Origin of the sequence: Streptomyces sp. NPDC096132 (assembly GCF_044763345.1) — a bacterium.
In the GTDB taxonomy this organism is placed as follows: domain Bacteria; phylum Actinomycetota; class Actinomycetes; order Streptomycetales; family Streptomycetaceae; genus Streptomyces.
This window is the reverse complement of the sequence record NZ_JBIWGA010000035.1, coordinates 20,004-41,042: the sequence shown is the minus strand read 5'-3', so window position 1 is coordinate 41,042 and position 21,039 is coordinate 20,004. Positions and strand designations below refer to the sequence as shown.

Here is a 21,039-nt window from a genome sequence, read left to right as displayed (position 1 = left end):
TCAGGCCTTCGGCTCGACGAGGCGGGTGAGGTGGGCGAAGACGACGAGGTTGCCGTTGTAGCCGGTCCTGCGGTTGAAGGTGCCGCCGCAGGTGATCAGCCGTAGCTCGGGGCGGCCTCGGTCGCCGTAGACCTCGCTGTTGGGGAAGTGCGACTTCTCGTACTTGCGGAGGGCGTCGATGGCGTAGACGGCGGTCCGGCCGTCGGCGCGGCGGACCTGGATCAGCTTGCCCCGCTTGAGTTCGGAGAGGCCCGCGAAGACGGCCGGGCCGCTGTCGGTGTCGAGGTGCCCGACGGCGACGGCGGTCCCCCGCTCGCCGGGGGTCGGGCCGTCCGCGTACCAGCCCACGCGGTGCGGGTCGTCCTCCGGGGGCGCGGGCAGACGGCGTTCGCCGTCGAGACGGAGGTCCATCACGGGCGCGTCCACGCCGATGTAGGGGATCGCGAGCCGGGTGGCGCGGGAGCGCGGGAGGGAGGGGGGAGCGGGGGTGGAACGGGGGCGGGCGGTGGAGGGGGAGCGGGCGGTGGAGGGGGTACCCGAAGGGCGGGTGGGGGCCGGCCGGGCGGCTTGGCCGGGCCCCGCGGGCCGGCCGGCTTGACCCGGCCCCGCGGATTGGCCCGCCCGACCAGCCCCGGCGGGCCGGCTGGCCTGACCCCGCCCGGCGGGTCGACCGGCCTGCCCCTGCCCGGCGGGTCCACCGGCCTGGCCCGGCCGGCCCGGCCGGCCGGCCTGGGCCGCGGAGTTCCGTGGGGCGCCGTTCGGGGCCGCCCCGTCGGGCGTCGTCCCCTGGGGCCGGGAGTCCCCGTGCTGCGGGCGGGGCGCCCCGGCGCCCCCGGGGGCCTGGGCCGCCGAGGTCCCCGATGCCTGGGCGGCCGCCCCCGAACCGGACACCCCCGCGGCCTCGCCCCGCGGGGCCAGGCCCGGGCCCCGGCCGTCGGCCGGGCTGCCGGAATCGGCTCCGGCCACCTGGGCGGAGCCCCCCGGGGCGGCCGAGGCCGCTCCCGGGGGCTCCTCGCCCTGGGTCCAGTGGACGCACCCCGTGACCAGCGCGGCGATCAGTGCGACCGTGCGGGTCAGGCGGTAGGCGCGCGTCTGGTACCAGGGCCTACGCCTGCGCCTGCGTCTACGCGGCGCCATGCGTACGGCGACGGAGCCGGAACCAGAGCACCCCGCCGACCGCGGCCACACCCACGGCGGCGGCGCCGGCCACCGGGCCGAACGCGGCGTCACGGGCAAGCCCGCCACCACCGGCCGGCGGACCACCGTGCGGGCCGCCCGGGTAGCCGTGGTGCGGCGGCTTGCTGGTGGGCGGCTGCGTGGTGGGCGGCTCCGTGGTCGGAGGCTGCGTGGTGGGCGGCTCCGTCGTCGGAGGCTGCGTGGTCGGAGGCGGTGTGGTGGGGGGCTCCGTGGTGGGGGTGCCGGTGGGGCTCGGCGAACCGGACGGGCAGTCGACCCAGAACGTCTTCTGCTTGCCCGGGCCGCCGTCGCCGTCGTCCGTCACGAACGAGAGCTTGTAATGCCCGTTGGGGAGCTCGATGTTCTCGCTCTGCCCTTCGCCGTCCGAGTCGAGGGTGATCTCGCCACTGGCCCCGTCGGGTCCGCTGGACGGCGGCTGGGTCTCGATAGTCCAGGAGGCGTGCTCGTTCGGGTCGAAGTTGAAGGCGGCCAGGTAGAACACGCAGACGTGGGGGTCGTTCTCCGGCTGCTCGGCGCCGGTCTCGGCGTCGTGGATCTTGATGTCCCCGTTGGTGGCGGCGACGGCGTGCACCCCGGTCAGGGCGCTCCCCGCGACGGTGAGGGCCGCGAGGGCGGCGATACGGGCGCCGGCGCGACGGGGGCGGGGCGTGACGTGCATGCAGGCTCCTCCGAGTCAGATGATTTTCATACAAATCACTGTTCATCTGACTCTTTGTCACATATGCCCGCCGAACGGTGGGAGCCTCGCCCCGCGACCCGTCAGCTGTCCCTCGTCCGGCCCACCGCCGAGCCCGGCCGACGCGGCTCGGCAACTCCCTCCCCCGGCTCGGGCCGCTTCGCCGGGGACCGCGACGCCACCCCCGACGACAGCAGCAACAGCACCCCCAGCATCACGAAGGGCGCGGCCACCCCCGCCACCCCGGCGACCAGACCCGCCGCGGCAGGTGCCGCGACCTGGCCGAGGCGGTTGCCGGTCAGCCGCAGCGCGAGGGCCGTGGAGCGGGCGCCGTCGGGCGCGGCCTGGACGACCGTCGTCATGGACAGCGGCTGCCCCACCCCGAGGCAGAACCCCAGGACGGCGAGCATCACACCCAGCACCCAGACCGGCACCGGCAGCGCGATCCCCGCGCAGAGCAGCGCGGCCAGGACACAGGTCACGGCGAGCAGCAGCGTCCGGCCGAGCAGCCGCAGCAGCGGGGTGAGGACGAGCCGGCAGGCGATGGTGGCCGCCGCACGGACGCTGAGCAGGACGCCGATCACCGAGGGCGCGATGCCCCGGTGCTCGCCCACCACCGGGAGGTAGGCGGTGAGGATGTCGGTCGCGGACAGCACGGCGAGGCTGACGAAGATGCCGGCGGGGACGCCCCGGGTACGCAGGATGCGGCCGACGGCGACGCGGTCGCCGTCGGCCGTACGGGACTTGGGCGCCGTATCGCGGTCTTCTATGCGCCAGAGGGAGGTGAACGCGACCGCGCAGCCGGCGCCCGCGACCAGCAGGGCGAGCGCGCTGCTGTCGGCCATGTCCTCGCGGCCGATCAGGGCGCCCGCCGCGACCGGGCCGACCAGTTGGCCGAGGGAGGCGCCGATCGTGAAGTGGCCGAAGTTGCGGTCCTGTTCGTGCGGGGCGGACTGGCGGGCGACGAGCGACTGGGAGCCGATGACGAAGCAGAGGTGGCCGAGGCCCATCACCCCGCTCCACAGGGCCATCGCCCAGAGGGAGCCGGCGAGGCCGCTGAGCGCGCAGCCGCCGGATATGAGCACGACGCCCACCGGCAGCAGCGGGGCGCAGCGGCCGTGGTCCGTGCGGCGGCCCAGCGGTACGGCGGCGAAGAGCGGGAGCAGCGCGTACACGCCCGCGATGACACCGACGGCCCGCTCGTCGGCGCCCAGCGCGAGGGCCCGGTAGGAGACGGCGGGCCGGGCCATCGACACCGCCCCCTGCGCGAAGGAGAAGGCGATGACGAGACGGAGCAGCCAGCCGCGGTTCCTGCCGGGCCTCACGGATACCTCCTGGACGTGGGTCAGATGATGCCGAACAGCATGCCCGCCCCGAGGATCACCAGGCAGGTGAGGGCGGCCCACTTGACCACGAAGCGGGTGTGGTCGCCGAACTCGACCTTGGCCATGCCGACCAGGACGTAGACGGCCGGGACCAGCGGGCTCGACATGTGCAGCGGCTGGCCGACGAGCGAGGCGCGGGCCATCTCCAGCGGCGTGACGCCGTGTGCCGCGCCGGCCTCGGCGAGGACCGGGAGGACACCGAAGTAGAAGCCGTCGTTGGACATGAAGTAGGTGAGCGGGAGGCTCAGGAGGCCGGTGACGAAGGCCATGTGCGGGCCCATGCCCTCGGGGATGACGTCCACCATCCACTTGGCCATGTGGTCGACCATGCCGGTGCCCTGGAGGACGCCGGTGAAGACGGCGGCGGCGAAGACCATGCCGGAGACGTTGAGGACGTTGTCGGCGTGGGCGGCGAGGCGGGCCTTCTGGTCCGGGATGTGCGGGAAGTTCACGGTGAGCGCGAGTGCGGCGCCGAGCAGGAACAGCACCGGGATCGGCAGCCACTCCATGATCATGGCGGTGAGCAGGGAGACCGTGAGCAGCGCGTTGAACCAATACAGCTTGGGGCGCAGGGTGGCCCGGTTCGGGTCGAGGCCCTGGAAGCCGTCCTCGGGCTCGTCGTCGCCGAGGGCGGCGGCGGAGCCGGAACCCGTCGGCCGGGAGGCGGACTTGCCGGTGTTGGAACCGCCGGCGCCCACGAGGACCGTCTCGGTCTCCTTCTCCTCGACGAGGACCTTCTCCTCCACCAGCGCCTCGTCCAGCGTCAGCACGCCGAGCCGCTTGCGCTCGCGGCGGCCGAGGACGTAGGAGAGCACGAAGACGAAGAGGAGGCCCACGGCCAGGGCCGGGATCATCGGCACGAAGATATCGCTCGCGTCGAGCTTCAGCGCGGTGGCGGCGCGGGCGGTCGGGCCGCCCCAGGGCAGCGTGTTCATCACGCCGTTGGCCATGGCGGCGACACCGGTCATCACGACCAGGCTCATCTTCAGGCGCTTGTACAGCGGGTACATCGCCGAGACGGTGATCATGAAGGTGGTGGAGCCGTCGCCGTCGAGCGAGACGATCGCGGCGAGCAGCGCCGTGCCGACGACGATGCGCAGCGGGTCGGCCTTGCAGAACTTCAGGGTGCCCCGGACGATCGGGTCGAAGAGGCCGACGTCGATCATCACACCGAAGTAGACGATCGCGAACATGAGCATCGCCGCGGTGGGGGCGAGGCTGGTGACGCCGTCGATGACGTAGTCACCGAGCTTGGCGCCCTTCCCGACGAAGACGCAGAACAGGGCCGGGATCAAGACGAGCGCCGCGATCGGCGACATCTTCTTCAGCATGATCAGGACCAGGAAGGTCGCGATCATGGCGAAGCCGAGGAGGGTCAGCATGAGTGGATACCTAACGTTCGCCCTTGAACATCCCACCGGGCAGGCGGTGCGATGACGTTAGGTCGCGTCAAACGGCGTTAACAAGACGTTGACGTGCGAGCAATAAGCGCAATATTCCAGGTCACAGGCCTGCCATGATCTCGACGGGTACGCCGTTGAGGACGGCGTTGCCCGACAGCGGGTCGAGCAGGCTGCCGTCGAGGAGCTGGTTGACGTTGACGCCGGGGTCCGTCGCGGCGTGGCTGAGGCGGGTGCCGGGCCGGTCGTGGCCCCAGCCGTGCGGCAGGCTCACCACGCCCCTGCGCACGCCGTCGGTGACCTCCGCCGGGGCGGTCACCTCTCCCCCGGCGCCCTTCACCCGCACCGGCGCCCCGTCCCGTACGCCCAGCCGCTCGGCGTCCTCGGGGTGGATGTGCAGGGTGCAGCGGTTGGTGCCGCCGGTGAGGGCCGGGACGTTGTGCATCCAGCTGTTGTTGGAGCGCAGATGGCGCCGCCCGACGAGGACGAGTCCGGCGGGCCGCTCCCGCAGGGACTTGGTCAGCCGGGGCAGATCGTCGGCGATCGGCCCCGGCAGCAGTTCGATCCGCCCGCTCCGGGTCTTCAGCGGCTGCGGCAGCCGCGGGCCGAGCGGCCCGAGGTCGATGCCGTGCGGGTGGGCGAGCAGTTTCTCCAGGCTCAGCCCGTCCGCCCGTACGCCGAAGCCGTCGCCGTAGGGGCCGAGGCGCAGCATCATGTCGAGCCGGCGTTCGGGGCCGTTCTCGCCGGTGAGGAGGGCGGTCAGGTCCTGCGGGTCGCGGCCGTGCACCGGCGAGTGCGGCTCCTTGACCGCCTTGCCGAGGGTCTGGCCGATGACCAGGTCGTCGACGGCGGAGGGGTCGGCGCCGTGCATGCCGGTCGCGGCCAGGATCAGCCGGGCGAGGATCTCCGTCTCGGCCATCCTGCCGGGCTCCAGCGGGACGGCGGGACGGGAGTAGCGGGCCTGGTTGCGCACGGCGAGGGTGTTGAAGGCGAAGTCGTGGTGGGCGCTCTGGGAGGGCGGGGGCGGCGGCAGGACGACGTGGGCGTGGCGCGAGGTCTCGTTCAGGTACGGGTCGACGCTGACCATGAAGTCGAGCGAGCCGAGCGCCTTGTCGAGCCGGTCGCCGTCCGGCGCGGAGAGCACGGGGTTGGCGGCCACGGCGATGAGCGCGCGGATCGGCTCGCCCTCCTCGCCGGCGGTGTCGATCTCCTCGGCGAGCGCGGAGAGCGGCAACTCGCCCTTCGCCTCGGGGTGCCGGCTGACCCGGGAGTGCCAGCGGGCGAGCTGGAAGCCGTGGCCGGGCCCGGCCGGGCGGGGGGTCCGGTCGGTCGCGGCCTGCGGGAAGAGGGCGCCGCCGGGCCGGTCCAGGTTGCCGGTGAGGATGTTGAGGACGTCGACGAGCCAGGAGCCGAGCGTGCCGAAGGGGACCGTGCAGCTGCCGATGCGGCCGTAGACGGCGGCGGTGGGGGCGGCGGCGAGTTCACGGGCGAGGGCGCGGATGGTGCCGGCGTCGACGTCACAGGCGGGGGACACGGCTTCGGGAGTGAACTCCCGTACGGCCTCCCGGAGTTCCTCGACCCCCTCGACGTGCGGGGTCAGCTCCCGCAGTTCCACCAGGTCTTCCTCGAACAGCACGTACGTCATCGCCGCGAGGAGCAGCGCGTCGGTGCCGGGCCGGATCTCGATGTGCCGGTCGGCGAGCTTGGCCGTGCGGGTGCGGCGCGGGTCGATGACGGTGAGGGTGCCGCCGCGGGCCTTGAGGGCCTTGAGCTTGCCGGGGAAGTCGGGGGCGGTGCACAGACTCCCGTTGGATTCCAGGGGGTTGGCCCCGAGCAGCAGGAGGTGGTCGGTGTGGTCCAGGTCCGGCACGGGGATCGCGTTGGCGTCGCCGAACAGCAGTCCGCTGGAGACGTGCTTGGGCATCTGGTCGACCGTGGACGCGGTGAACAGGCTGCGGGTGCCGAGCCCGGCGAGCAGCACGGGCGGGTAGAGGGCGCCCGCCATGGTGTGCACGTTGGGGTTGCCGAGGACGACCCCGACGGCGTGCGGACCGTACCGCTCCACGACCGGCCGGATCCCGGCGGCCACGGCGTCGAAGGCCTCCGCCCAGGTCGCCTCGCGCAGCTCCCCGTCCCGGCGCACCAGGGGGGTGCGCAGCCGGTCGGGGTCCCCGTCGACCGCCCCGAACGAGGCGCCCTTGGGGCAGATGAACCCCTTGCTGAACACGTCCTCCCGGTCGCCCCGGGCGCCGGTGACCCTGGTCCCTTCGACGGTGAGCGTCAGCCCGCAGGTGGCCTCGCACAGGGGGCAGATTCGCAGGGCGGTGCGGGACACGGGTCCTCCTGGGGGGCGACGGCGCCTTCTTCCGGCCCGAGCATACCGACCGGTATGCCTCATCGGGAGGGGTCATTGGCATCAGTCTCGGCCGGATGCCGGTCACGGCGTCCGTGGCTCAGTCGAAGAGGATCAGGCCCTTGTCGGTGCCGACGACGAGCTCGCCACGGGGGCCGGTGGTGAGCGCGGTGCAGGGTGAGGGGAGGACGAGGTCGCGGAGAACCTCGCCGGTACGGGTGCGGACGACGGCGAGACGGGGGCCGTCCGTGAGGGCGTAGCTCTCGGAGCCGGGCAGAAGGGCGCAGAAGTCGGGGAGCGACAGCGGTGTCCGGTGTTCGTGGACGACGGGGAGCCCGGGGGCCGCCCGCCCGTAGCGACGGCCACGGAATCTGAGCTGCCGGTACGTCCGGGGCCACTCGTCGTGCCCCTTGAACCGGGTGCGAAGGGCCTCCCAGGAGACGATCCTGGTCCGGTCGCCGGCGATCAGCAGCAGTGTGTCACCGTCCGGCCCGGGCAGGGTGAACACGTCGAGCAGCCAGGGGTCCGGCATCCGCACGGTCGCCCATCGGCGACTGCTCGTGTCGAGCACGGCCAGCACCTCGGAGTCGACCGGCGTGAACACGAGCACCCTGCCCGCACAGCGGACGGCTCGCAGCCAGGCGGGACTGGGGGCGTCGTCCACCTCCACGGCGCACCTCTGGTGGGCCAGCCGTCCCCGGAAGACATCATGGACGTCCAGGTCTCCGAGGGCCTCGTCGATCGTGAGCGACAGCAGTGTCTGGCCGTCGTCCTCGGGCAGCACCGCCAACCGCGCCCCGGAGCGATCATGGGGCACGGTGAGCAGGAGTGGTGTGCCCGCCGAGGAGAGCGGGCCACCCATGCCGAAGTCCCAGTACTGCAGCACCCTTTGCCCGCCGCGTGCGAACAGCCGGGCCACGGGCGGCCGCCCCGGCGAGCGCCGGGAGACGGTGGCCAGCTGCTCCACCTCCGTCTCGTCGACCGGCCGCAGGTTGCGGACCGGCGTGCCGTGCTCCGCCTCGCGGACCTGGAGCGAACCGTCGCCGCCGCCGGAGACCACGACCAGTTCTCCGTCGACGGGTACGGCGGCGACGGCGGTCACGGGGCGTACGGCGTCCAGCGCCTCGACCACCCGGCGGCCCTCCGGCCCGTCCCGCAGCGACCAGATGTGGCCGCGGTCGTCGCCGCAGAGCAGTCCGTCGTCCGTCCGGTGCAGCGAGGCGACGGGCACGGGCATCCGGCGTTCCCAGCCGTCGTCGTACACGGCCAGACGGTTGTCGAGACCGCAGCCGACCAGCCCGGTCGCGGTGTACTCCAGTGCGCGCACGGCGCCGCGGTGGGCCGCGCGGGCCGGGCCGAGGGGACGGCAGGTGGGCAGGGACCACTCGCGGACCGATCCGTCGAGTCCGCCCACGGCCAGCCTCCCGGAGCCGTCCGGGGCGAGGGCGAGGGCCGTGGTCCACACCTCCGTGTCGGGGGACGGGCCGTACGCGTACATACGGCCGGCCCCCACGTCCCAGCAGACGATCCGGCCGGTGCCGGTACCGGCGACCAGGACGTCCCGGCCCCGCACCCGGCCGGTGGTCAGCGTGAGGACGGTGTCCGGGACGGTGAAACCCTGTTCGGCGACCGGCATTCCGGCCCGCAGGACGAGGATCTCGACACGTCCCCTGTACTCACCGGTGGCGAGGAACGCGCGCCCGTCGGATGTCTCTCCGACGACGGCACAGCTGATCAGCGGGTCTTCCCAGACCCCTGGGTCCACCGCCAGGCGCCGCCGCCACAGCTCGTGCCGTCGGGCCAGGTCCCAGCAGCGGATCTCGCGGTCCTGGCCGACGGTGACCAGGGCCGGCGTGCCGGACGGGCCGCGGATCTCACCGACGGCGAGGACCTGGCTGTCGTGGGCGATCAGATGCGTGGAGTCCGCCGCGTGCGGGGTGGGCCACAGCCGCACGATCCCGTCGGTGCCTCCCGCGCAGACCGTGCCACCCGCCCGGCACAGGGTCGTCACCCCGTGGTTCAGGACCTGGCCACCCAAGCGGTCGCCGGTCACGAGGTCGTACAGCTGGACGCCCCGGGTGCCGCCCTGGACGGACACACAGGCCGTCAGTCCCAGATCGAAGGTCGTCGCTCTGACGGACAGGCCCCGGTCCACGCGGAGCGGCAGGCCGATCGGGCGCCCGCTGTCGAGGTCGACGCGGTGGAGCTGCCCGTCGGAGGTCACGACAGCGACGATCCACTGCCGGGCGACGCGGTGCACGGCCAGGGAGGCGATGACGGAACCGGTCTTCAGCAGGGTCCGGACGGGAGCCCCGGTGGTGAGCGAGGACAACCGCACGGTGCGGTCCAGGCCCGCGGTCACGACGAGCCGGCCGAGGGGATGGCCATCCACCGTGACCACCTCCGTGATCGGGTCCTCGTGCCCGGTCACCGCCTCGGCCTCGGTCATCTGCGTCGGAATCGAGAACTGGACGACCCGGCCGTCCTCGTGGGCGAGCAGGAGTGATCCCGTGGGCAGCCCGAGAGGCGCGGCGCAGGCGCTGACGCGGTGCCCCGTCTCCTCCGGCGACAGCACCAGTTCGCAGTCGGCGGTGAGCTGGTCCGCCCGCTTCTGCCAGTCCTCCCGCTCCCAGTTCCACAGGTCCCGCCGCTGGCGGCGGCCCAGAGGCGGATAGGCGAAGGCGGAGTTGAGCCGGTAGACGATCACATGGCCCGTGAGGCGGCCGGCGAGGAAGAGGAGGGCCACCGTCCGCGGGGCACCGTTCGCCCCGGCGAGCACCACCGTCCGATGCGGTACGTCGAGAACCTCCCGCTCGGCATCGGTGTCGACCGGGCTGGGCGGCAGCAGCCACGTCCGGAGTCCGGTGGCCTGCCACACATGCAGCAGGCGCGCCCAGGGCCTGTGTTCCACACGGCCCTTCTCCAGCGAGAGCCGCGGGTCCGAGTACATCGCGGCCGCACCGTCCCGCAACTGGGGTACGGAGTCCAGGGTCCGCAGGTACCAAGTGACCTCCGACGGTCTGGCCCTCGTCACCCCTCCCCCGTCCAGATCGACCCACACCGCCCCGTTGCGCCGCGTCAGGTCCAGGAACCGTGCCCCGTCCGCACGCGGCACGACCACCCCGCGCCCCACCCCGATGCTCATCCCGTCGTACTGCCGCTCCCCCTCGTGCGGGTTCCAGGCGGCCCACCGGGCCCGCCACGGCAGCTCCTCCCCCGCGTCGCACGAGTCGGCCAGCGTCTGCGCCTTGTGGCACACCGCGGCCAGCCGCAGCCGGGCCCGGGCCTGCGGATCGGGTCCCCTGCCCTCGCGGTCCCGCAGCTCCCCCTCCAGGTCCCGTACGGCCTGCCCGGCCCGCCGCCCCTCCCGGGTGCGCAGTCCGGGGAGCGCCGCCAGCAGCCGTCCCGGTTCGGCCCGCAGCACGAAGGCCGCGTCCTGGACCAGTGGATCGAGGACCCCGCCCTCGGCGGCGTGCAGTGCCAGATAGCGGCGGACATAGGGGTGTTCGACCTCGCGCAGCACCTCGGTGACCGTCCGCTGCACCGCCTCCGCGTCACGCCCCTCCCTCAGGTACTCGATGAGCGCCCGGTGGTACACCCGGTACACCGAGCCGCCCGCCTCCACGCTCTCCACGACGTACGACCCGGCCGCCTGCCGCAGCCATACGACGTCCTCGTCGCCGTAGTCCCGGCCGGTGAGCGCGCACGCCAGCCGGGGCCAGATGCCCGCCCAGGGCAGTCCCGCGCCCTGGGCGTAGGCGAGCGGCAGGAGCAGTTCGCGTGCCCGGACGGCGCGGGGGCCGAGGCGCTGGACGAGGTCGCGTTCCATGGCCTGGCCGGGCAGGCGCGGGAGTGCGTCGCGCCACCCCTGGTCGTAGGGGTCGGGCGGGTGGGGTTCCCGGGCCAGGGTGCGGGCGGTGATGCGGGCGACCAGGAAGGAGCGGCCGGCGGCTTCGGCGACGGCCTCGGCGATCGTGTCGACGAGACGGGGCTGGGCGGTGCGCAGGGGTGAGCCGGGGGCGCACAGCAGCTTGCGGGTGTAGGCGCGGACGGCACCGGGGTCGCCGTGGCGTTCGGAGTCCAGGTCGATGCGCGGGGCGTCGGCGGGCAGCCGGGCGGCGATGTGCGGGCGGGCGCCGACCAGCAGGCGCAGCGGGAGCCGGCGTTCGGGGTCGGTGAGCGGGGCGACGAGTTCGTCCACGGTCTCGTGCGGTACGAGGGCCTCGTCCAGGGAGTCGACGAGGACGACGAGCGGGGTGCTTCTGGTCTGGAGGTGGGCGGTGAGGGCGCCCAGGGATTCGGCGGCGCAGCCGGCCGCCGCGGAGAGGGCGTCGAGCAGTTGCCGGGTGGAGAGGTGGCTGGCGTTGACCCGGACGTCGACGTCACCGGGGCGCGGCAGCAGGGGCGGCAGTTCCTCACGCGGTACGGCGGCGCTGCGCTCGGGGTCGGTGAGCACGGCGACCATGCCGAGCACCGAGGACTTGCCCGACCCCGGGTCGCCGGTGACCACGCACAGCCGCTCGTCGGCGCGGCGCGGGTCGAGCCAGGTGGTGACGTCGCCGAGGGCCATGTGCCGGCCGGTGAAGTCCCAGACCTCCTCGGTGGGCAGATCGGTGCCGCGGGCCCGGGGCAGGAAGAAGTCGCGCATGTCCTGCTCACGGGCGTCGCGTTCACGGGCGCGGACGGCGACGATCCGGTCGATCTCGTCGAGCTTGAGCCCGGCGGAGCCGGGGATGTACCGCGGGTTCGGCAGGAACGCCGGGATGTCGCCGGTGGCGTGGGTGAGGGACCAGACGGGGCGCTGGGCGAGCGGTACCTCGGGGTCGGCGCTGATGGCCGCCATGACCTGTTCGAGGCTGATGTGGGCGGGCGCGTGCCCGGCGGTCGCCTGGCGGCGCACGGCCCGGTCGAAGGCGGCCGACAGCGCGCCGGTGAAGGCCTCCTCCTTGCGGCGGGAGGCGGAGACGAGCACCAGGCCGCTGTTGCCGTGTTCGGTGACGGGTGCCCGGAAGCGGCGCGCGTCCAGCGCTCCGCGCAGGGCCCGGTCCGTGCCCTCCTCCGCGTAACAGGCGTCGATCAGTACGAGCAGACGCTCGACCGCGGTGCCCTCCCAGAGCTGGCCGACCAGGTCCTCCGTGGGCAGGGCCGTGCCGTACAGGTCGCGTGCCCGGCTGTCGTGGAGCAGCAGATAGTGGCGCCCGCTGTCCGGGTCGGTGGCGCCGTGGGCGGCCAGGTAGAGCACCACGTGGTCGTCGGCGCGGCGGTCGGCGGCGGTGGCGAACTCCCGCAGGGCCGACAGCAGTTGGGGACGGGTCGGGTTGAGGCCGAGCCGCGCGCCCCGGTGGTAGCCGAGTTCACCGAGGAACAGGTCCTCCATCCGCCGTACGTCCTCGGCGAGTTCGGCGCGTTCGGCCTCGGGGTGGTCGAGCACGTCGGTGACGGCGGCGGCGATCAGGTAGCGGCGCGCGGTGCCGGCGTGCGGCTCGGCGGCCGGCGCCTCAGCCGGGAACGGGGCCGCATCCATCGGTCACCGCGCGGCCCGCCTCGGCCGTGTTGAGGTAGCGCGTCGCGTCGTGGGCGCGTGCCCCGTTGTGGACGAGATGGCAGCGGACGCGCTCGCCGAACAGCGGCCGCAGGTCCTTCACGAGGGCGACCACGTCCCCCTCGTCGGCGAGGTTCGTCCACCGGTCGACGCTGCCCGGCCAGTCGCCCGGCCTGCCGCCCTCGCCGGTGCGCAGGCGGTCGAACACGAGGTTGCGGATGCCCAGCGGCGAGCCGGCCGTCAGCAGGGCACGCACCGGCCACTCGGGGTGCCCGCACAGGGCCTCGTAGGCCACGACGCTGCCGAGGGAGTGCCCGACGAAGACGCGGGTCCGCTCGTCCACGGCGTCCGCGACCCGCTGCTGGACGGCGTCGCGCACGGCGGTGTCGCACAGGTAGGCGCGGACCTGTTTGAGGTCGAGGACGAGTCCGCGCAGGGCGACGCCGGCGAAGAACCGGGAGCGGCTGAGGGCGTTGAGGGCACGCTGGACCGTGGCCGGGGTGCGGGCCAGTGTGCGCGCGTCCGGTGGCAGTACGCCGGGGTCCGTGCGGGCGGCCTCCTGCCACAGGGCGAGCAGCAGCTCGGTCTCGAAGCCCGCCTCGACGTCCGAGGCGTCGAGGGGCGGGTCGGTGACGGCGAGGGTGCGGCCGGGCGGGCGGAACAGATCGCCGTAGAAGACGCAGCGCACGTCGTCGGGGGTGAGGGTGAGCGGGGAGGCGGCCCGGAGCAGGCCGTCGGCCAGCGCGGTGTGCCAGGAGCCGGTCAGCTCCCGCTCCCCCCTGTACTGCTGCCCGACCCCATGGATGCAGACCACCCGAGCCATCGCGTCCCCCCATGCCCGACCCCAGGGTGCGATCACCTTAGCAACGGGTGGGCCCGGGAGGGCGGTTGTGGCGTCGGGCGGTTCAGTCGAGGACGCGCGCCAGATAGGCCCGCAGCAGCTCCCGCATCTCGCCGATGACCTTCTCGTCCCCCTGCGGATCCACCCGGAAGGCCAGCTGGACGAGGGTGTCGGCGGTTTCGACGGCGATCAGGAAGGTGCGGCGCAGGTCCTCGTCGGGGGTGCGGTCGAGGTAGTCGGAGAGGAGGTCGGTGAGGCGGTCGGCGACGCGGTGGTTGGGTTCGGCCTGGCGGGCGCCGACCGGGATCTGGTTGCCGAAGTCGACGAGGGAGAAGCCGGGCGCGGTGCGCTTCATGGCCAGGTACTCGTCGAGCACGGCGTCCATGGCGGCCCGCCAGTCCCCCGCGCCCTCGGCGTCGCCCGAGCGGGCGGTGCGCCCGCGCCGGGCACCCTTCAGCCGTTCGGTGACGCGTTCGGAGAAACGCTCCAGGTTGCGCTGGGCGAGCGCGTCGGCCATCTGCCGTTTGTTGCCGAAGAAGCGGTAGACGGAGCCGATCGGGACGCCGGCGCGCTGGGCGACGGCCCGGGTGCTGAGGGCGTCGTAGCCGACCTCGTCCAGCAGGTCGGCGCAGGCGTCCAGGATCCTGGTCAGCCGTTCGGCACTGCGCCGCTGGACGGGCGCACGACGGAGCGATGTCGCTTGGGGCACGGACCTCATGATGCCTTTCCGTCGCGGCCTGGTGAACCTCGCCCCTGAGTACGGGGAAAGATGCCCGCTGCACTCAACGGGGGCCTCGGGGCGGTCACGGAGGGCGGGACGGTCACGGGGAGGGGGACGGCTCCGAGGCCGTGATGTCCGCCGTGCTCTGCACCGGCTTGCCGTCGACCGCCCAGACCGTGCCGTCGTCCGCGTACAGCCGCGCGGTGACCTGGTGGGTGCCGTGCGGGAGGTAACCGGCCGGGATGCGGTAGGTGGGGGTGCGCAGATCGGCGACGGGCTGGTCGTCGACGTAGAGCCGGGCGGTGCCGCGGCCGGTGACCGCCTTGGCCGCCGCCCCGGACGGCGAGAAGCGGAAGTTGGCCAGCTTCAGCCGGACGTCCCAGCTGCCGTCGGCGTCGGGCTGGACCTCGACGCCCACCTCGGGCGCCCCTTTCTTGTCCACCTCGCGGTAGTGGCGCCCGTCGTCGTCGGTGTCGTCCAGGACCTTGCCCACGGGCGAGGGCGAGACGACGGTCCCCTGTTCCCCGGCATCGCCGGAGTCGCAGCCCGCGGATCCGGCCAGCGACAGGACACAGACCGCGAGCACGGAGACGGCTGTGCGCTTCCACGACATGCCCGGGAGATTAGAGCACCTGTCCGACACGCGGATCCCCCTGGGGTCTGGTTCCGGCCGGGTGTGATCGTCCTCCGTGAGGAGGAGCGGCGGACCTCTTGCGCCCGCGAAAACGCAATCCTACGGTGGTGCATAGGAATCGGCAGGGCGAGGATCCGACAGGGCCGAGGAACCGCCCCGCGGGGAACCGCACGCGAGGGAGCGACGATGAGCAGCGGGGACGCACGCAAGACCGCCGAGGGGCTGTCCTATCTCTCGGGGTTCGGCAACGAGCACGCCTCCGAGGCCGTGCCGGGCGCCCTCCCCGAGGGCCGCAACTCACCGCAGCGCGCCCCCCTCGGTCTGTACGCCGAACAGCTGAGCGGTACGGCCTTCACCGAACCGCGCGCCCACAACCGCCGCTCCTGGCTGTACCGGATCCGCCCGTCGGCCGCGCACCCGGCGTTCACCCGCGCCGGCAACGGCGCGCTGCGCACCGGTCCCTTCACCGAGACGGTCCCCGACCCCAACCGGCTGCGCTGGGACCCCCTGCCCGAGCCCGGGGAGGGGACGGACTTCCTGGCCGGTCTGTGGACCCTCGGCGGCAACGGCGACGCCACCCGGCGCACCGGCATGGCCGTGCACCTCTACCACGCCGACGCCTCCATGGACCGCGTCTTCAGCGACGCAGACGGCGAGCTGCTGATCGTCCCCGAGCGGGGCGGGCTGTTGCTGCGCACCGAGTTCGGCCTGCTGCACGCCGAGCCGGGTGACGTGGCACTGATCCCCCGCGGGGTGCGCTTCCGGGTGGAGCTGCTGGACGCCTCCGCCCGGGGATACGTCTGCGAGAACTACGGCGCCCCCTTCCGCCTCCCCGACCTCGGCCCCATCGGCGCCAACGGCCTCGCCAACCCCCGCGACTTCCGCGCGCCCGTCGCCGCGTACGAGGACGTGGACGGGCCGGTGGAGGTGGTCAACAAGTTCTGCGGCAACCTCTGGAGCACGACGTACGGCCACTCGCCCCTCGACGTGGTCGCCTGGCACGGCAACCTCGTCCCGTACGTCTACGACCTGCGCCGTTTCAATGTCATCGGGACGATCTCGTACGACCATCCCGACCCGTCGATCTTCACGGTGCTGACGTCCCCGTCGGACACCCCGGGCCTGGCCGGTGTCGACTTCGTGGTGTTCGCGCCGCGCTGGCTGGTGGGCGAGGACACCTTCCGGCCGCCGTACTTCCACCGGAACGTGATGAGCGAGTACATGGGCCTGATCGAGGGCGCCTACGACGCGAAGACGGCCGGAAAGGGCGGCTTCGTACCGGGTGGCGGCTCGCTGCACAACATGATGTCGGCGCACGGTCCGGACCGGGAGACCTTCGACCGGGCGAGCGCCGCCGAGCTGCGACCGCAGAGGATCGACGACGGACTGGCCTTCATGTTCGAGACGCGGTGGCCGCTCACCCTCACCCCGCACGCGGCCGGCGCGGAGCAGTTGCAGGAACGCTACGACGACGTGTGGAACGGCCTCGAGCGGCACTTCCGCCCGTTGCCCTGATCGCCGACGACCGGTACGGATAGTCCCCGTGACCTCCTTCGCCCCGGACTCGATCGTCCTCAACCGCAAGCTGCCGCTGTGGTACCAGGTGTCGCAGTCGCTGCGCGCCTCGATACTCGGCCGCTCGCCCCGGGACTCGCTGCGGCTGCCCACCGAGGAGCAGCTGGCGGGGCACTACGGCGTGAGCGTGCTGACCATGCGGCAGGCGCTGAAGGAACTGGAGGACGAGGGGCTGATCACCCGGCACCGGCGGCGCGGCACGTTCATCGAGCCGGGCGTCCGACGGGGTGCTCCCGTACGGCTGCTCGGCTCGGTCGACGCGATCGTGGCCCAGCAGTCCGGCATGGTGACGGAGCTGCTGGGGCACGGCACGGCGGCCGTTCCCGCCGAACTCGCCGAGTTCTTCCCGGACCTGGCCGAGGTGGCCACGTACCACCGGCTGCGCGGCGACGAGAAGACGGGCGAACCGACCAACCACGCCCGCAACTGGGTCCGTCCGGAGATCGCCGCCAGGATCGACCCGGACGACCTGGTGCGCTGGCCGATGACCAAGGTGCTGCGGGACGTGGTGGGCGCGGACATCGGCCGGATCACGGACACGGTCGAGGCCCGGCTCGCGGACCCGGAGACCGCCCGGCTGCTCCAAGTGCCGCTGCTGAGCCCGATCCTGCACTACACGGGCGTGACCTACGACGGGGACGGGCGGGTGCTCGACGCCGCGGTCATCCACTACCGGGGCGACCGTTTCTCCTTCACGGTCACCCTCGACGCCACGTGACATGCCGCGGCCAGTCCCACGTACCATGCCCAGCGTGACGCACGACGACGCTCCGCCGCTGGCGGACCTCATGCCGTGGTCCGTCGCACCGCCGCGGCTCGGCCGGGGGTGGCCGACGGCCCCCGACCCGGCGTCCCTGAAGGCCCGCTGGGACGCCCTGGTGAAGGCCGAGGGCCCGGACCGCGAGGCCCTGTTCGAGCCGACGCGCTCGCGCACCCTGCACACGGCGGTCGGCCAGCTGCCGGGCCGCTCGGGCGGCACGGAACGCCTGGTCCGCGCCGCCGGGCCCTGCCCGGAGCCCGTGCGGGTGCTGGCCGCCCCCTTCGACGAGCAGTGGCTCATCCCCGACCACCGGCTGATCGACGCGGCCCGCCCGGAGTTGTGGCGCGTGGCCGACGACCGGCAGGTGTTCGTGGTGGAGTCACCGGAGGTTCCCGGGTCGCCGCTCCTCGCGACCTCCCTGCTCCCGCTCCTGCGCCCCGGCCGGATCCGTCCGCTGTACCGGCGGCCGGGCGGCGCGGAGCCGAATCTGGCGCCGGGCCTGCCGGCGCACCTGGAGCGGCTGGGCCTCTCCCCCGATCCGGTGGACTTCCTGGCCTGGACCCTGACCGCCGTCCGCCCCGATCTGACCGTCCCTCTCACCCGGGACCCCGGACTGTGGGCGCGGGGTGTCGAGTCGGGGCGCCGTGCGCTGTGGCTGCTGCGCCGTGCCGGCGAGCGCCCCAAGCTCCCCGGCGGCCGCCGCCCCTACGTCCGCGCCCCGCTCCCGGCGCACCCGCTGACCCTGCACTACGACCGCGAGGAGGAGACCCTCCGCCTCGACGAGGGCCGGGTCTCCCCCGTCCCGCCCGAGGCCTGGGACTTCGAGGCGGGCGCGGGAGTACGGGTCCTGGAGCGGTGGTTCGCGGCGCGGACGGCGGAGGGCGCCGAGCCGGGCACCCTGGCGGCGATCCGCCCGGCCGCCTGGCAGCAGACCTGGACCTCCGAACTCCTCGAGCTGATCACGGTGTTGGCACTGCTGGCCGAGGTGCGCGGGCAGCGGGCGGAGTGGGAGGTGACCGACCCGGTCAGCGCGGCGGAGCTGCGGGCGGCGGGGGTGCTGCCGGTCCCGGACTCCGCCCGTCGGCCGGCCTCCGTCCTGGACCATCACGAGGAGGGCCCGGAGGGCCAGTTCGCGCTGCTGTGAGTCACAGCCGCCGACGGGGCTGTGCCTCGGGCGACCAGGGTGTGCGGTGGCGCGGCGCGGCCACTCCCGCCGCGAAGGCGCGGACGCTCGCGGCGGAGGTGGTGACCCGCCAGTCGATCACTCGCACCGCCTCGTACCAGATCACGCCGATGATGCGCGGGTGGCGGGGCAGCGAGCGGAACATCCCGGCGATCCACTCCGCCTTCCGGCCCGCCGCGTCCGTGGCCCCCACCTCGGTGATCACCAGGGGCTTGGCGGTGAGCCGGGCCAGCCGCTTCTCCGAGGCGGTGAAGATCCGGTCGAAGGACTGGTAGTTCTCCTTGCCGACGGTGCCGTAGTAGCCGGAGAGGCCCACCCAGTCCACGTAGGCGTCGCCGGGGTAGAGCTTCTCGAACGGCGTGGCGTTCGTGTAGTGGACGTTGGGGCTCCACACCCAGACCGCGTTGTCGGCCCCCGCCCGCTCGAAGAGACGGTGGACGTGCCGCCAGGCGCGTGCGTACTCGCCCGGCCGGTTGCCGTTGGACTCCTCGCACCACGGGTACCAGTAGCCGTTCATCTCGTGCGCGAAGCGGATCCCCACCGGGTAGCCGAGGGAGGCGATGCCCTCGGCCCAGCTGCGGATGTACGGGTCGAAGGCGCCGTCGATGATCCGGGAGAGCCGGTAGCGGGGCTGCTCGCCGCGCAGTTCCTCGGTGTCGGGTTCGGCGCGGTGGTCCCAGGGTTCCCAGGCGAGCAGGGGCATCATGCCGCGCCGCGCGATGTCGTCGACGGGGCCGGCGTCGAAGGTGTCGTTCGCCCAGTCCAGGGAGAACTCGTAGACCTGGGGGCGGTGTCCGGTGCGGCGGGTGAAGCGGGCCGCCTCGGTGAGGTCGTGGACGCCCTCGTCGGTCATGATGCCGACGAAGACGTCACCGGGGGCGGGGAACGTCCCTCGCCCGCTCCGGTGGGGGGCCGGGTGGGTCGGCGGCAGCGCCGCGTCGATCGCGGCCGTACGGCGCCGCTCCCGCTCGCCCGCGAGATGCGGTCCCACGACGAAGACATAGCCGCCGAGCACAGTGGCGAGGACGACGGCGAGCACGCGGGTGACGGAGAGCCTCACCGGGCCTCCCGCGCCGCGAGCAGGGGTGGCAGCAGTCCTGTGAGCAGCGCCAGTACCGCCCACAGCCGGGGTGCCGGATTGGTGTGGTCCAGAACGTAGCTGGCCGCCAGCGGGGCCGCCATGAGCGCCGCCCAGAGCAGATGGAGCCGGAAGGTGCGCGGCGAGTCGGGGCTGCGCAGCTCGCCCTTGGCGGTGACCGCGTAGCCGAGGGGGCGGCGCAGCAGCGCGCCGAGCGCGGCCGAGACGTAGACCGGGCCGGCGAACAGGGCCAGCACGAAGCCCTGGGCGCCGAGTTCGCGCCGCTCGTGCTCGGCGAGGTTGAAGCGGCGCAGCCACCACCACAGCCACAGCCAGCTCCCCATCCCGGCGGACCACAGGCCCAGCCAGGTCGGCCCTTCGAGACCGGCGGTCATGACGCCGAGCAGCAGGGCGAGGGCGGTCGCGAGGGTGCCGAGGAGCAGGGTCGCGGCGACGCTCGGATAGTAGAACTGCACCAGGGTGTAGAGCAGGCGCTGGCGGCGGTGCAGTCGGATGCCCTCGGTGAGGCGGCGGTTGAGCTTGATCTCCCAGACGCCGTAGGCCCAGCGCTTCTGCTGGTTGAAGTAGTCGGTCCAGCTGGTGGGGCCCTCGCCGACGGCGATCACGTCCGGGGTGTAGACGCCCTTCCAGCGGTTGCCGGTGCCGGGGTTGACCGTCCCCTGGACGCGCATGCTGGTCAGATGGTCCTCGATGATCGAGTCCTGGTAGCCGCCGATGCTCCGCCAGGCCGTGGCCCGGTACAGGTGGTTGGTGCCGATGAGCAGGGGCGCGTCGAGTCCGTTCCCGCCGCGCTCGACGATCCCGCTGAACAGGTACTGCTGGACGGAGGCGCCGTGCGCGATCCAGTTGTCGTGCATGTTCCCGTAGACCTGGGGCGCGACGACGAACGCGACGTCGGGGTCGTGGAAGTAGCCGAGGGCGCGCTCCAGGAAGCAGGGCAGCGGGACGTGGTCGGGGTCCATCTGGGCGATCACGTCGTAGCCGCGCTCGTGTTCCGCGCGCCACGCGTTGTGGTTGCCGGACTTGGTGCGGGTCCGGAAGATGCCCCAGGGCCGGTTGTACTCGGGGCGCCCCTTGCGGGTGAAGTGCCGTACGCCCAGCCGGGCGGCGAGGGCGCGTACGGCGGGGTCGTCGCCCTCGTCCAGGATCCACACGTCGACGCTGCCGCCGTAGTAGGTGACCCGCCGCATGGCCCGCAGGGTGCGCTCCACGACGTCGAGGGGTTCCTTGGCGGGCACGATGGTGGTGAGCATCGCCACCCGCAGTCCGACGGGCGGGGTGAGCGGGACCGGGTCGCGGGCGTGCCAGGCGAACGTCCAGACGGCGAAGACCTGCACCACCTTGACGAGTTCGATGGCGACGACCACGCAGAAGGCGAGCCGGGCGAGGATCAGCCGCCAGTCCCCGGCGGCGGAGGCGGCGCCGCCGGGCACGTGCCGGGGCAGCAGCAGCCAGCCGGCGAGGGCGATCCCGCTGAGCGCGGTGAGCAGCGCCAGGCAGGTGAGGACCAGCCGCTGCGAGGTGCTCAGGACGGCCCGGTACCGCACCTGGACCGGACCGCCGCCCGCCGGAGCCGACAGGGGCCCGGTGATCCAGGCACAGCGCCGGTACGACTCCCGCGCCTCTGCCTCCGGAAACTCGGACACCGGCATCGAACCTCCCCCTGGGAGCAC

At 73.4% G+C, this 21,039-nt stretch carries 14 protein-coding genes; 3 read left to right on the top strand and 11 right to left on the bottom strand.

The window, feature by feature from the left end; genetic code table 11:
* The 9 genes from ACIRF9_RS45650 to ACIRF9_RS45610 form a co-directional block, all read right to left on the bottom strand.
* Positions 1-426 (bottom strand): class F sortase, encoded by a 426-nt coding sequence (locus tag ACIRF9_RS45650; RefSeq protein WP_403835492.1) that lies wholly within the window; start codon positions 424-426, stop codon positions 1-3.
* Between the two features lie 697 nt (positions 427-1,123).
* The gene (locus ACIRF9_RS45645; RefSeq protein ID WP_403835490.1) at positions 1,124-1,855 is read right to left on the bottom strand and encodes a hypothetical protein; all 732 of its coding nucleotides are present in this window, start codon (positions 1,853-1,855) and stop codon (positions 1,124-1,126) included.
* Positions 1,856-1,956: 101 nt separating this feature from the next.
* Positions 1,957-3,198 (bottom strand): MFS transporter, encoded by a 1,242-nt coding sequence (locus ACIRF9_RS45640; protein ID WP_403835488.1) that lies wholly within the window; start codon positions 3,196-3,198, stop codon positions 1,957-1,959.
* A 20-nt stretch (positions 3,199-3,218) separates the two neighbouring features.
* On the bottom strand, positions 3,219-4,640 hold the full coding sequence (locus ACIRF9_RS45635) for a CitMHS family transporter (protein ID WP_403835486.1): 1,422 nt from the start codon (positions 4,638-4,640) through the stop codon (positions 3,219-3,221).
* A 121-nt stretch (positions 4,641-4,761) separates the two neighbouring features.
* Positions 4,762-6,993, bottom strand: a complete 2,232-nt coding sequence (locus tag ACIRF9_RS45630) for a molybdopterin oxidoreductase family protein (protein WP_403835483.1) — start codon at positions 6,991-6,993, stop codon at positions 4,762-4,764.
* A gap of 118 nt (positions 6,994-7,111) precedes the next feature.
* Positions 7,112-12,535: a caspase family protein gene (locus tag ACIRF9_RS45625; protein ID WP_403835481.1), complete on the bottom strand. Its 5,424-nt coding sequence runs from the start codon at positions 12,533-12,535 to the stop codon at positions 7,112-7,114.
* Positions 12,510-13,376, bottom strand: coding sequence for a hypothetical protein (locus tag ACIRF9_RS45620; RefSeq protein WP_403835478.1), 867 nt, complete (start codon positions 13,374-13,376; stop codon positions 12,510-12,512). Before ACIRF9_RS45620 ends, ACIRF9_RS45625 begins: the two co-directional genes overlap by 26 nt.
* A gap of 82 nt (positions 13,377-13,458) precedes the next feature.
* Positions 13,459-14,112, bottom strand: a complete 654-nt coding sequence (locus tag ACIRF9_RS45615) for a TetR family transcriptional regulator (RefSeq protein WP_403835475.1) — start codon at positions 14,110-14,112, stop codon at positions 13,459-13,461.
* Between the two features lie 103 nt (positions 14,113-14,215).
* Positions 14,216-14,728 carry a hypothetical protein gene (locus tag ACIRF9_RS45610; RefSeq protein ID WP_403835472.1) on the bottom strand — a complete coding sequence of 171 codons (513 nt, stop codon included), beginning with the start codon at positions 14,726-14,728 and terminating at the stop codon, positions 14,216-14,218.
* Between the two features lie 207 nt (positions 14,729-14,935).
* Here ACIRF9_RS45610 and hmgA point away from each other — a divergent pair, with 207 nt between their 5' ends.
* From hmgA to ACIRF9_RS45595, 3 genes are read left to right on the top strand one after another with little or no spacing between them, the layout of a single operon-like run.
* Positions 14,936-16,264, top strand: coding sequence for a homogentisate 1,2-dioxygenase (hmgA, locus tag ACIRF9_RS45605; protein ID WP_403835469.1), 1,329 nt, complete (start codon positions 14,936-14,938; stop codon positions 16,262-16,264).
* A gap of 28 nt (positions 16,265-16,292) precedes the next feature.
* The gene (locus tag ACIRF9_RS45600) at positions 16,293-17,042 is read left to right on the top strand and encodes a GntR family transcriptional regulator (protein ID WP_403835466.1); all 750 of its coding nucleotides are present in this window, start codon (positions 16,293-16,295) and stop codon (positions 17,040-17,042) included.
* 25 nt (positions 17,043-17,067) lie between these two features.
* A complete protein-coding gene (locus ACIRF9_RS45595) occupies positions 17,068-18,228 on the top strand; it encodes a type ISP restriction/modification enzyme (RefSeq protein WP_403835465.1) in 1,161 nt (386 codons plus the stop codon).
* 1 nt (position 18,229) lies between these two features.
* Here ACIRF9_RS45595 and ACIRF9_RS45590 read toward each other — a convergent pair whose 3' ends face one another.
* Positions 18,230-19,327, bottom strand: a complete 1,098-nt coding sequence (locus ACIRF9_RS45590) for a glycoside hydrolase family 26 protein (protein ID WP_403835462.1) — start codon at positions 19,325-19,327, stop codon at positions 18,230-18,232.
* Positions 19,324-21,012: a glycosyltransferase family 2 protein gene (locus tag ACIRF9_RS45585; protein ID WP_403835459.1), complete on the bottom strand. Its 1,689-nt coding sequence runs from the start codon at positions 21,010-21,012 to the stop codon at positions 19,324-19,326. Before ACIRF9_RS45585 ends, ACIRF9_RS45590 begins: the two co-directional genes overlap by 4 nt.
* Between the last annotated feature and the right edge of the window lie 27 nt (positions 21,013-21,039).